We start from the raw sequence: 12,671 nt of genomic DNA, 5'->3' as shown, positions 1-12,671 counted from the left end.
CCCAAAAACCGTATGTTTATTTACCCCCAAGCAACCCCAGCAAATACTCCCCATACCCACTCTTCCCCAGCGGCCGCGCCAGTTCGCGCAGGGCGGCATCGTCGATCCAGCCGTTGCGCCAGGCGATCTCCTCCGGGCAGCACACGCGCAGGCCCTGGCGCTTCTCGATGGTTTCCATGTACGCCGCCGCCTCCACCAGCGATTCGTGGGTGCCAGTATCCAGCCAGGCAAAGCCGCGACCGAGGGTCTCCAGGTGCAGGCTGCCGTCTTCAAGATAGCGGCGGTTGAGGTCGGTGATTTCCAGCTCGCCGCGCGCCGACGGTTTCAATTGCGCTGCGAAATCGCTGGCGCGCGCGTCGTAGAAATACAGGCCGGTGACGGCGTAGTGGGATTTCGGCTGCGCCGGTTTTTCCTCCAGCCCGATCACCCGCCCCTGCGCATCGAACTCGGCCACGCCGTAGCGCTGCGGGTCGCGCACCCGGTAGCCGAACACGGTGGCGCCCTCGATACGGGCATCGGCGCGGCGCAGCAGTTCGGTCAGGCCCCGGCCATGGAAGATGTTGTCGCCCAGCACCAGGCAGCAGGGCGCACCTGCCAGGAACTCGCGGCCGATCAGCAGCGCCTGCGCGAGCCCGTCCGGGCGGGGCTGTACGGCGTATTCGATGTGCATGCCCCACTGGCGGCCGTCGCCCAGCAGGCGCTGGAACAGGGCTTGCTCGTGCGGGGTAGTGATGATCAACACCTGCCGGATGCCAGCCAGCATCAGCACGCCTAGTGGGTAGTACACCATCGGTTTATCGTAGACCGGCAGGAGCTGCTTGGACACCGCCAGCGTGATGGGATACAGCCGGGTACCAGAGCCACCGGCGAGCACGATGCCTTTACGCATGGATTTACAAGCGCCCATCGCAGAGTGTGCGTGGTAATACCCCTTTGACATCAAACACTACACCCTGGGGCTTGAGCAGACTGGCGAGCACGGATGCGTCCAGCTCGCGGAACTGCCTATGGCTCACGGCCAGAACAACCGCCGTGTAGCGCTGGTCGGCAGGCAGTTCGGTGAGACATTCAAGGCCGTATTCATGACGGGCCTCGGCGGCATCGACCCAGGGATCATACACATCCACCTGCACGGTGTAATCCCGCAACGCGGCGATGATATCCACGACCTTGGTGTTGCGGATATCCGGGCAGTTCTCTTTGAAGGTGAGGCCCAGCACCAGCACGCGCGCACCACTGACGGCGTGCCCCTTTTGCAGCATGAGTTTGATGACACGCCCGGCCACCTCCTCGCCCATGCTGTCGTTGATGCGGCGCCCGGCCAGGATAACTTCCGGGTGATAGCCAACCTGCTGCGCCTTGTGGGTGAGGTAGTAAGGGTCCACTCCGATGCAGTGCCCGCCCACAAGTCCAGGACGAAAGGGCAGGAAATTCCATTTGGTGCCGGCCGCCTCGAGCACGTCCAGCGTGTCGATTCCGAGTTTGTGGAAGATGAGCGCGAGCTCGTTCATGAGTGCGATGTTGAGATCGCGCTGGGTGTTTTCGATGACCTTGGCAGCCTCGGCGACCTTGATGCTGGGCGCCTTGTGCGTGCCTGCGGTGACGATGCTGGCGTAGAGCGCATCGACGATGTCCGCCACTTCGGGCGTGGAGCCGCTGGTTACCTTCTTGATGGTGGTCAAGCGGTGTTCCTTGTCCCCAGGATTGATGCGCTCCGGACTATAGCCGCAGAAGAAATCCCGGTTGAACTTGAGCCCAGAGAATCGTTCCAGAATCGGCACACAGTCTTCCTCTGTGCAGCCGGGATAGACCGTGGATTCGTAGATGACGATGTCACCCTTTTTGAGCACCCGGCCGACGGTCTCCGAGGCACGCATCAATGGGGTCAGATCCGGCCGCCGGTAAACATCGACCGGGGTCGGAACGGTGACGATGTAGAGATTACGGTCGGCAAGATCCTTGGGATCGCTGGAATAGCGCAGGTAACGGGCGGCGACGAGCGCCTGCGGCTCAACTTCCAGGGTGTGGTCATGACCTTGCCGCAGCTCGTCGATCCGGGCTTTGCGGATATCAAAACCGAGAACGTCGTAACGCTTGCCAAATTCCACGGCGAGGGGCAGGCCAACATAGCCCAGCCCGATGATGGCGATTTTGTGATGGCGGGCGCTCATGGCTTAAACCCGGTAATACTGGCGATACCACTCGACGAAGCGCGCCACCCCCACGCGCACCGGCGTGCCGGGCCTGTAGGCGACGGCGCGCTCGAGTTCGGACACGTCAGCAAAAGTATCGGGCACGTCACCCGCCTGCAGCGGCAAGAGTTCCATCTGCGCCTTTTTGCCCAGGCATTCTTCCAGCGCGGCGATGTACTCGGTGAGCTTGACCGGGGCATTGTTACCGATGTTGAAAATCCGCCAGGGCGCATGGCTGGTGGCGGGATCGGGGTCTCGGCCATCCCAGTCTGGGTTGGGCTGGGCAATCTGATCCGAGGCGCGGATCACACCCTCGACGATGTCGTCGATATACGTGAAATCGCGGGTGTGGTTGCCGTAATTGAAAACCTGGATGGGTTTGCCCTCCAGAATGTTCTTGGTGAAAAGAAACAAGGCCATATCCGGCCGACCCCAGGGGCCATAGACCGTGAAAAAGCGCAAGCCCGTGGTCGGCAGACGGAACAGATGGCTATAAGCATGGGCCATCAGTTCGTTGGCGCGCTTGGTGGCGGCGTAGAACTGCAAGGGATGCACCGTGGCCATGTGTTCGGAAAACGGCATGGCGGTGTTGGCGCCGTACACGCTGCTGGTGCTGGCGTAGGTCAGGTGGGGCACGGCGGCGTGGCGGCAGGCTTCAAGAATGTTGGTGAAGCCGGTGAGGTTGCTCTCGACATACGCATGCGGGTTGACGAGCGAGTAACGCACGCCCGCCTGGGCAGCCAGATGAATCACCCGATCGAAGCGGTGTGCCTGAAAGCAGGCATTGACCGCCTGGCCATCGGCGAGATTGGCCCGGATGAACTGGAAACGACTGCCGGTTGCAGCAGCCGCTTTCTCCAGCTCGCGTAAACGCGCTTCCTTGATGGCTGGATCGTAATAAGTATTGACGACATCAAAACCCACTACGTCATCGCCGCGACGCAGCAACGCCTGGGTCACGTGAAAACCAATGAAACCGGCAGCGCCGGTGACGAGAATCTTCATTTGATCAATGCTTTAGTCAGTCTTTGAAACCAAGCGGCGGGACCACGCCGCCTCGCCAGCGGACCGTTTTTGCCCGCGCACTTATGCTGCAGTCGGGCGGCGAGCCGCAAGGACTCCCCTGGGCATCCCCCGCTTGCACACTAGAAAACTTTGGTGGGCCAACCCCAGCCTGACCGGGCAAGCATCAGTGCTCGGAAAGATGTCCAGGGAGTCTGGCTTTGAATAGCCCCCTTATCTGTATCGCGTTGACGGGCAGCATCACACTGAGCATCAGCATGACGAGAAACAGAACGAACATGAGCAGCTCTGGCACCCCTGCCCGCTCCATCAGCCAACCGAATCCAGCGATAAGCAAAGCAAGAACCGTCAAAAAATAGGTCACATACCGGTCGCGCAACCCGCTATCGGTCAGAATATGGTGAAGGTGATCGCGTCCCGGAGTGAACAGGTGAACGCCTCTGGAAACACGACGCCACATGACCCCGGCTCCATCAAGCAGAGGGAGGGCCAGCAGGTAGAGCGCAAAAACAGGCCGGAACAACCCCGCCTGAGCGGCCGCGATGACGATCCAGGCGATGAGCAGTCCAATGAGTGTAGAGCCGTTGTCGCCAAGGAATGTGAGCGCTTTTTTCCGACCGGGCAAGGGATAGTTCATGACCAAAAACACGCAAAGCCCTGCCCCCGCCGCCAGACACAGCTCGAACAGCGGAGCCTCTCCAGCAAACCAGGCCAGACCAGTCACGAATGCGATGGGGATGGCGGCCAGCCCGCCCGCAAGCCCATCGATGCCGTCCACCATGTTGTAAGCGTTTTGCGCCGCGGCGACCGCAAAAACGGTCATCGGCAGAGCAATCCACAACCCCAAGTGCAACGGACCCGTACCCAGCAGGTCGCCGAAATTGTCCAGCACAACCCCAGCCCAGAGCGCCATCAAGAGTCCCAGCACTGCCTGTACGAGCAAACGCAGTTTGGCGTTGAGCTCACGGCGGTCATCGAGACACCCCACCACCACCGTCACAGTAGCCAGAGTAAGCAGTGCGAACACCTGTACAGACATCCTGCCCGTTACTGGCAGAGCCCACAGCGCTGCGTAAATGAGCAAACCTCCGACAAGCGGGGTTGGGGCGCAATGCCGTTTGCGCCCCCCGGGATGGTCAACCAGCCCCAGACGCGGGGACAGTAAAAGCACAATTGGCGCCAGGATGCCCGCGATGATCAATCCGATCAGAAAAACAGAAAGACTCTCTGGCATATCACACCTCACTCACAGAGGACCACCATGGCTCCCAGAGAATCTGGGCCGTTCAGCACATCCCGCACAAACCTGCTAGCGGAACGGGGAATCGGCCCTGTGTCGGAATCGCCACTTCGCTGTCCAACCTCTCCGAAACTTCGATATCGCCGGTCTAAATCGAACATAGATAAGGGCAAATAGGGGCTGACACCAACAAGCTCATGTACCCATCAGCAGCGCAGCCTGACTATCAACCGCCGTGATGCCGCGAGCCATGCCCCGTGCCCCCGGAAGGATGCGCAAGTGCCTTATTGGGTATCCACTCAAACACCCGAGGACCTCTGGGCAGTGATCCAGGCAGTGGTTCCCGTTTACAGCCTTGCGCTCAAGACTTGGCCGACCCCAGGGTACCTGAAAGGCATTTCAAGCACGTTGCAGTGCACTCTACACCCCCTACCTTTTGTATGCGATTGATTATAGGCCGGATCAAAGTGCACGGGCGTGCGCCAGTTCACAGGCGCAGGCGTCTTTAGAGTCGCGATGCGCGCTGGGCATGACTTGCCAGCACGCCTTGTCAGCTGACGCCTACATGGCGACGGTTCAAAGCGTCGCGCCGAGTTCCTTGTCTTCCGGCGGTAGCAAGTCCTCGCGGGAGACACCGAGGGCCACGGCCAGGTTGGTGGATATGTAGATCGAGGAGTAGGTCGCGACGATCACGCCAAAAATCAGCGCGACCGAGAAGCTGTGCACGCTCGGCCCACCCAGCAGCAGCAGCGCGAACAGCACCAGCAGGGTGGTCAGGTGGGTGATCACTGAACGAAGCAGGGTCTGGTTCACCGACAGATTGATGACGTCCAGGATATCGGTTCGGCGCTGATGAATGAGGTTCTCGCGGACGCGGTCGAAGATGACGATGGTTTCGTTGTTGGAATAGCCGATCAGCGCCAGGATCGCCGCCAGCGTGGTGATGTCGAATTCGACTTGCAGCAGCGCCAGATAGCCGAGCACCATCACCGCATCGTGGACCAGCGCCGCGATCGCACCGACCGAGAATTTCCATTCGAAGCGGAAGGCGATGTACACCATGATGCCGATGAAGGCGAACAGCAACGCAAGGCCGCCCTTCTCCGCCAGCTCTTCCCCAACCTGCGGGCCGACGAACTCGATGCGCCGCAGCGAGATGCCGCTCTCCTCGGCATGCAGCGCCCGCAGGATGTTGGTGCTCACCTGGGCGGAGGACGCGTTCTCGGCAGGCGGCAGGCGGATCAGCACTGCGGTGGTCGAGCCGAAGTACTGAACCACCGCCCGCTCATAGCCGGCTTCGGCGAGATGGCGGCGCACCGTATCGAGCTCGACGCTCTGCGGGTATTCCACTTCCACGAGCACGCCGCCGGTGAAGTCGATCCCCAGATTGAGTCCGCGGATCGCAACCAGCAGGATCGCCGCCACCGTTAGCACGGCCGAGACGGCAAGCCCAAGCTTGCGCTGCGCCATGAAATTGATATTGGGAACGCGGGCAAAGAACTTCATGGCATCTTCCGTTGGAAATGAACACCCTCGACCTTGGCAGCGCTCGGAATCGATATCCGCCGCGAATCCAGGCGCCCGGCCTGATCGGTACGGAGGCTCACCATACCGGAACGTCCTTGAGCGGCCGCTTGGCGAAGATCAACTGGGCCAGCGCGCGGCTACCGACGATGGCGGTGAACTGCGAGGTGATGATGCCGATCGCCAGCGTGATGGCAAACCCCTTGATGGGCCCTTCACCCAGTGCGAAGAGCACGATGGTGGCAATCAGGCCGGTGATGTTGGCATCGGCAATCGTGAGGAAAGCGCGGTCATAACCCGCCTCGATCGCGGCATGCGGCTTGGTGCCGGCGCGTAGCTCCTCGCGGATGCGCTCGTAGATGAGCACATTGGCGTCCACTGCGATACCCATGTGCAACACGATACCGACGATGCCCGGCATGGTCAGCGTGGCCTGCATAACCGATAGGATCGCCACGAGCAAGATCAGATTGAGCAGCAGCGCGGCGATCGCAAACAGACCGAACACTCGGTAATACACGGCCATGAAGATCACGACCAGGGCAAGCCCCAGCACGGCGGCGGAGAAACCCTGCTGGATATTGTCGGCGCCCAGGCTCGGCCCGACGGTGCGCTCTTCGACGATCTCCACCGGCGCTGCGAGCGCACCGGCCTTGAGCAGCAACGCCAGGTCATGAGCTTCCTTGCTGGTCAGACCCGTGGTCTGGAAACGCTTGCCAAAGACGCCGCGGATGGTGGCAATGGAAATCACCTCTTCGACCTGCCGGTGCTCGCGGATCGGCTCGCCCTTGGCGTTGTAGTTGGTGACGACCTCACGCTCCTTGAACAGCACCGCCATCGGCTTGCCGACGTTTTTCTCGGTGAATGCGAACATGCGCTTGGCGCCGGCGCCATCGAGCGTGACGCTGACCGCAGGACCACCGTTCTCGTCGACGGTGGCAGCGGCATCGACGAGATTGTCACCGCCAGCGATGACTTCGCGCTTGAGCAGCACCGGGCGACGATCGCCGCGGGTATAGAACAGTTCGGTACCCGGCGGCACGATGCCGGTGCTGGCCGCCGCGTAGGGATCTTCCTCGGCCACGGCGCGGTATTCGAGGGTTGCCGTGGCGCCGAGTAAATCTTTGACGCGTGTCGTGTCCTGCACACCCGGCAACTGCACGACGATGCGGTTGGCGCCCTGGCGCTGGACAACCGGCTCGGCCACACCGAGCTGGTTGACGCGGTTGCGCAGCGTCTGCAGGTTTTGTTGTACCGCAAAATCGACGATGCGCTTGGCCTCGGCTTCGGACAGGCGCACCTGCAGCGACAGCGGTGCATCCGGCGGTGTGATCAGATCGTATTCGCGGAATGCTTCGGCGATGGCGCGGTGCGCGGCCTCCAGCCGTTCTTGATCCGGAAAATCCAGCTGTGCCGCTTCGGCAAGCACGCGGCGGCCGGTGTAACGGATACCCTCCTTGCGCAGCAAAGCGGGCACCTCGTTGACGATGCGCTCGATGGCGCGAGTGCGCACGTCATCCACATCCACCTCGAGCAGGAAATGGACGCCACCGCGCAGATCCAGGCCCAGGTTCATTGGCCGTGCGCCAATCGCGCGCAGCCATGCCGGGGTCTTGGACGCGAGATGGAGGGCGACGACATAACCACGACCGAGCTCGCGCTTGAGCGCATCGGCAGCCTTGAGCTGGGCACCGGTATCGGCGAAGCGCACGACCCAGTGCCGATCCTCGATGCCGCTGGCCAGCGGCACGAGCTGTTCGGCGTTGAGCACCGCCTGCACCCGTTCGCCAAAACCCTCGGGCAAGGGCTCGCCGTTCTCCTGCGAGATCTGGACCGAAGGATCGTCCCCGTAGAGGTTGGGCGCGGCGTACAGCGCGCCGAATACGATCGCGAGGACGAGAACGACGTATTTCCAGGTGGCGTATGGTTTCATGGAAACGAATGGCGTGGCTGCGAGCCGTTGGCGAGTCCGCGGTCGTTCACAACGAGGATCGCAGGCTACACCAGGCAGTCCGTATCCGCCGGTGGTGGTGGATGACGGCCATCAAAGCGTCTTGAGCGTGCCTTTGGGCAACACGCTGCTGATCGAACCCTTCTGCACTTTGATGGCGACGTTGTCGGCGACTTCGATCGACACATAGGCCTCGCCGATCCCGACGACCTTGCCGGCGATGCCACCGGCGGTGACCACCTCGTCTCCCTTGGCGATCTTGCTGAGCATCTCGCGGTGTTCGCGGTTGCGCTTCATCTGCGGGCGGATCAGCAGAAAGTAAAACACGATCACCAGCAGAATGAGCGGCAGGAATTGCATCAGCACACTGGGCTGCTGCGGGGTCGCAGCCTGGGCATAGGCGGGGCTGATCAAGATGTCGAGCACGGTCATGAGGTTTCAGGAAACGAGGCTGTTTGCGAAGGCGCGAATTATGCCACGCACCCGGCCACCGCCGCGTGCCGGCACACACTCGGGCCCCGGGCATCGGCGATCCCCCGGTGCCGGGTTCGGCGCGGTTCAACCCTTGCGGCCAATACCCTGATAGTGGAATCCGAGCGCACGCAGCGTTCCCGGATCGTAGAGATTGCGGCCGTCAAAAATTGCCGGGTTGCGCATGCGGGCCTTGATCGCGGCGAAATCTGGACTGCGGAATTGCGCCCATTCGGTGACAAGGACGAGGGCATCGGCACCCTCACAAGCCGCCTCTGCACTATCGGCGAGGATGAGGTCCGGCCGCGGGCCGTAAAGCCTGCGCGTGGCCTCCATCGCAATCGGATCGTAGGCGTGCACGGTTGCGCCTTCCGCCCACAACGCCTCCATCAGCACGCGGCTCGGCGCTTCGCGCATGTCGTCGGTGTTGGGTTTGAATGCCAGCCCCCAGAGCGCGATGGTCTTGCCGCGCACGCTGCCGAGATGGGCCTTGATGCGCGTAAAGAGCAGCGTCTTTTGATGCGCGTTGGCCTGCTCGACCGCCTTGAGAATGCCCAGCGTCACCCCCTGCTCTGCGCCGGTGTGGATCAGGGCCTTGACGTCCTTGGGAAAACAGGATCCGCCGTAGCCACAGCCGGCGTACAGGAACTGATAACCAATGCGCGGATCGGACCCGATGCCGCGGCGCACGGCCTCGATGTCCGCACCCACCTTCTCGGCGAGCAGCGCGAGCTCGTTCATGAAACTGATCCGCGTGGCGAGCATCGCGTTGGCTGCGTACTTGGTCAGCTCGGCGGATTCGACATCCATCGCCATCAGGCGGTCGTGGTTGCGGTTGAACGGCGCGTAGAGCGCGCGCATCAGATGCAGTGCACGGGCGCTGTCAGTGCCAACGATGATGCGGTCCGGACGCATGAAGTCTTCGACCGCCGCACCCTCCTTGAGAAACTCCGGATTGGAGACGACGTCGAAATCCACCACGACGCCGCGCGCTGCGAGCGCCGATGCGACCGTTTCGCGGACCTTGCGCGACGTACCCACCGGCACCGTGGATTTGGTGCAGATCACGCGGTAATCGCGCATGTGCTGCCCGATGGTTCGCGCCACGGCCAGCACGTACTGCAAATCCGCCGATCCATCCTCCTGCGGCGGCGTGCCGACGGCGATGAAGAGAATCTCGCCGTGCTCCACGCCGGCGGCAGGATCGGTGGTGAAACGCATGCGGCCGGCGCGCGCGTTGCGTGCGAGCAAGTCCTCCACACCGGGCTCATAGAAGGGACAGCGGCCGACCTCGAGGGTGGCAATGCGCTCGGCATCCACGTCCACACACAGCACGTGATTGCCTGCATCGGCAAGACAAACCCCCGTGACGAGGCCGACGTAACCAGAACCGAAAACCGTGATTTTCATGAGAGTGTCAGACGAAAGAATGGATCAGATCCGATGGTACTGCCGGTACCATTCGACGAAGCGCGAAAGCCCGGTTTCGATGGGTGTGTGCGGGCAAAACCCGACGTCTCGCATCAGGTCGTCGACGTCGGCGTAGGTGCGGTGCACATCGCCCGCGGCCATCGGTTTGAACCGTTTGTCGGCGCGGCGACCGGTGAGTTGTTCGAGCAGTTCAATGAAACGCAGCAGTTTCACCGGCGCGTGGTTGCCGATGTTGTAGAGCCGGTATGGGGCCCGGCTGCGCCCCAGCACTGGCGGATCGCCGGACCAGGTCGCATCGGGCTGCGGAGGACGGTCGAGCACGCGCACGATGCCATCGACGATGTCATCGATATACGTGAAGTCGCGCTCCATGTCGCCGCCATTAAAGACATCGATCGGCCGGCCCTCGAGAATCGCCTTCGTGAACGCGTAATAAGCCATATCCGGCCGCCCCCACGGCCCGTAAACGGTGAAGAAGCGCAGGCCCGTCGTCGGAATGCGGTAGAGGTCGCTGTACGCATGCGCCATCGCTTCATTGGCCTTCTTGGTCGCGGCGTAAAGACTGACGGGGTGGTCGGTGGGGTCGGTTACGGCAAATGGCACCTTGGTGTTGGCGCCATATACCGAGCTCGACGAGGCGAACACCAGATGACGGACGGGATGGTGTCGGCAGCATTCGAGCAGGTTTGCAAACCCGACGAGATTGCTGTCGATATAGGCGCGCGGATGAGTCAGCGAATAGCGCACACCGGCCTGGGCCGCGAGATGGATGACGGCATCGGGGACAAAATCGCGGAATACGGTTTCGAGCGCCGACGCATCGACAAGATCGAGACGTACGAAGCGGAACCCCGCCTGCTCGCGCAGCAGCGCCAGACGTGCCTCTTTGAGCGCGGGATCATAGTAATCGTTGAGATTGTCGCAGCCGAACACGACATCACCGCGCGCGAGCAGTGCCTGTGCGGTGTGCAGCCCGATGAAACCGGCGGCGCCGGTGAGCAGGACGTTCATACCACGCATTGTAGGGTCACGCTCTTCCGCCGGCAGCTCAGCAGCCGGTCTGTCATGCCGGCATCAGATGGCGCGCACCATCTGCTTTTCGAGCACCACGCAGGCGCAGACCACACCGCCGTCATCGCTTAAGGACACGTGGGCGGCGGCGATGCCCTCGCGCCGCAGGCGTGCCTGCATGCGTCGGCTGAAGACGAGCCGCGGCCGACCGCCGGGTTCGCGCACGACACCGGCATCTTTGTAGCCGACACCGGCAAAGCCCGTGCCCAAGGCCTTGACGAAAGCTTCCTTGGCTGCGAAACACATCGCCAGCGCCCGTGCGGGATCGCGGCGTGTGCGCAGCTCGCGCCGCTCGGCGACGCACAGCAATTTGTCGAGCAGGCGGCGGCCATGGCGGTCGAGCAGTTTTTGCATGCGTTCGACCCGCAGGATGTCGATACCGACGCCATGCAGCACCGCTGCCATGCGGCATGCATCCGACGTCCCGGCCGGGGTTGTGCGCGCTTTCCTCACCATCCACGCGCGTCAATCATCGCGCGGCGCATTTCGGCGACCGCTGCCGGCAGGCCGACGAAGAGAGCGCGCGCGATGATGCTGTGGCCAATGTTGAGTTCGACGATCGGTGCAATGCGCGCGATCGGCCCGACGTTGTCCAGGTTCAGCCCATGACCGGCGTGAACCTCGAACCCGGCCGATGCCGCCTGCACGGCGAAGCGCTCGATGCGCGCCCGCTCGGCCGCCCGGCGCCGGCCGGTGGCCTCGGCATAACGCCCGGTATGGATCTCCAGATGCGGCGCGCCGGTTGCGCGCGCGGCTTTAAGTTGCGCCGGCTCCGGATCGATGAACAGCGCGACCTGGACTTTTGCGCGCGCCAGCCGGCGGCACGCGGCGGTCACGGCCTCGATCTGGCCGGCGACGTCGAGGCCGCCTTCAGTGGTCAGCTCCTGGCGTCGCTCGGGCACCAGACAGACGAAATGCGGCTTCACACGGCAGGCAAAGGCGATCATTTCCTCGGTGACCGCCATCTCCAGATTGATCGGCACCGGACAACGTGCCTTGAGCCGGCGCACGTCGTGCTCCTGGATGTGACGGCGGTCCTCGCGCAGATGGATCGTGATGCTATCCGCCCCGGCAGCGGCGGCGATCAGACCCGCCTCGACCGGATCGGGATACGCGGTCCCGCGCGCCTGGCGCACGGTGGCGACGTGATCGACGTTGACACCCAGCCGGATCGGAGCACTCATCGCCGCATCCCGCTGTCACGTCTTGGGCAGGGTGACGCCGCGCTGTCCTTGATACTTGCCGCCACGGTCGCGGTAGGAGGTCTCGCAAATCTCGTCGGACTCATAGAACAGCATCTGGGCGACGCCCTCATTGGCATAGATCTTTGCCGGCAGCGGCGTGGTGTTGGAGAACTCGAGAGTGACATGACCCTCCCACTCCGGCTCCAGCGGTGTGACGTTGACGATGATGCCGCAGCGCGCATAAGTGCTTTTGCCGAGACACACGACAAGCACGTTGCGCGGGATGCGGAAGTATTCGACGGTGCGTGCGAGCGCGAACGAATTGGGCGGGATGATGCAGACATCGGCGGTCACGTCGACGAACGATTTCTCGTCGAAGTTCTTGGGATCGACGATCGTCGAATTGATATTCGTGAAGATCTTGAATTCGTTGGCGCAGCGAACGTCGTAACCATAGCTGGACGTGCCGTACGAGACGATCTTGTGCCCGTCGGGCGCTAGGCGTACCTGCCCCGGCTCGAACGGCTCGATCATGCCCTGTGCCGCCATCCGGCGGATCCACCTGTCGGACTTGATACTCATCG

12 protein-coding genes are annotated in these 12,671 nt (G+C 62.5%); all 12 read right to left on the bottom strand.

What is annotated here, in order from left to right; all coding sequences use genetic code 11:
• Positions 1 to 16 precede the first annotated feature (16 nt).
• On the bottom strand, positions 17 to 889 hold the full coding sequence (gene rfbA / locus BMZ48_RS04920; RefSeq protein WP_091532534.1) for a glucose-1-phosphate thymidylyltransferase RfbA: 873 nt from the start codon (positions 887 to 889) through the stop codon (positions 17 to 19).
• A 4-nt stretch (positions 890 to 893) separates the two neighbouring features.
• On the bottom strand, positions 894 to 2,171 hold the full coding sequence (gene tviB, locus BMZ48_RS04915) for a Vi polysaccharide biosynthesis UDP-N-acetylglucosamine C-6 dehydrogenase TviB (RefSeq protein ID WP_091532532.1): 1,278 nt from the start codon (positions 2,169 to 2,171) through the stop codon (positions 894 to 896).
• A 3-nt stretch (positions 2,172 to 2,174) separates the two neighbouring features.
• Positions 2,175 to 3,197 carry an NAD-dependent epimerase gene (locus BMZ48_RS04910; RefSeq protein WP_091532529.1) on the bottom strand — a complete coding sequence of 341 codons (1,023 nt, stop codon included), beginning with the start codon at positions 3,195 to 3,197 and terminating at the stop codon, positions 2,175 to 2,177.
• Between the two features lie 184 nt (positions 3,198 to 3,381).
• Positions 3,382 to 4,449, bottom strand: coding sequence for a glycosyltransferase family 4 protein (locus BMZ48_RS04905; RefSeq protein ID WP_091532527.1), 1,068 nt, complete (start codon positions 4,447 to 4,449; stop codon positions 3,382 to 3,384).
• 582 nt (positions 4,450 to 5,031) lie between these two features.
• Positions 5,032 to 5,925, bottom strand: a complete 894-nt coding sequence (secF, locus tag BMZ48_RS04900; protein WP_234981525.1) for a protein translocase subunit SecF — start codon at positions 5,923 to 5,925, stop codon at positions 5,032 to 5,034.
• Positions 5,926 to 6,058: 133 nt separating this feature from the next.
• A complete protein-coding gene (gene secD, locus BMZ48_RS04895; RefSeq protein ID WP_091532523.1) occupies positions 6,059 to 7,912 on the bottom strand; it encodes a protein translocase subunit SecD in 1,854 nt (617 codons plus the stop codon).
• A gap of 111 nt (positions 7,913 to 8,023) precedes the next feature.
• Entirely contained in the window at positions 8,024 to 8,362 is a 339-nt protein-coding gene (gene yajC, locus BMZ48_RS04890) for a preprotein translocase subunit YajC (RefSeq protein ID WP_200769528.1), read from the bottom strand.
• Between the two features lie 126 nt (positions 8,363 to 8,488).
• Complete coding sequence (locus tag BMZ48_RS04885) at positions 8,489 to 9,811, bottom strand: UDP-glucose dehydrogenase family protein (protein WP_091532521.1); 1,323 nt, start codon at positions 9,809 to 9,811, stop codon at positions 8,489 to 8,491.
• 24 nt (positions 9,812 to 9,835) lie between these two features.
• Positions 9,836 to 10,843: an NAD-dependent epimerase gene (locus BMZ48_RS04880; RefSeq protein ID WP_091532519.1), complete on the bottom strand. Its 1,008-nt coding sequence runs from the start codon at positions 10,841 to 10,843 to the stop codon at positions 9,836 to 9,838.
• 63 nt (positions 10,844 to 10,906) lie between these two features.
• On the bottom strand, positions 10,907 to 11,308 hold the full coding sequence (acpS, locus tag BMZ48_RS04875) for a holo-ACP synthase (protein ID WP_200769527.1): 402 nt from the start codon (positions 11,306 to 11,308) through the stop codon (positions 10,907 to 10,909).
• A gap of 44 nt (positions 11,309 to 11,352) precedes the next feature.
• Positions 11,353 to 12,087, bottom strand: coding sequence for a pyridoxine 5'-phosphate synthase (pdxJ, locus tag BMZ48_RS04870; protein WP_091532516.1), 735 nt, complete (start codon positions 12,085 to 12,087; stop codon positions 11,353 to 11,355).
• A gap of 15 nt (positions 12,088 to 12,102) precedes the next feature.
• Positions 12,103 to 12,669, bottom strand: coding sequence for a dCTP deaminase (gene dcd / locus BMZ48_RS04865; RefSeq protein WP_091532514.1), 567 nt, complete (start codon positions 12,667 to 12,669; stop codon positions 12,103 to 12,105).
• Positions 12,670 to 12,671 lie beyond the last annotated feature (2 nt).

The organism is Fontimonas thermophila, assembly GCF_900113085.1.
Taxonomy (GTDB): domain Bacteria; phylum Pseudomonadota; class Gammaproteobacteria; order Nevskiales; family Nevskiaceae; genus Solimonas; species Solimonas thermophila.
This window is presented reverse-complemented; position numbering and strand designations above follow the sequence as displayed.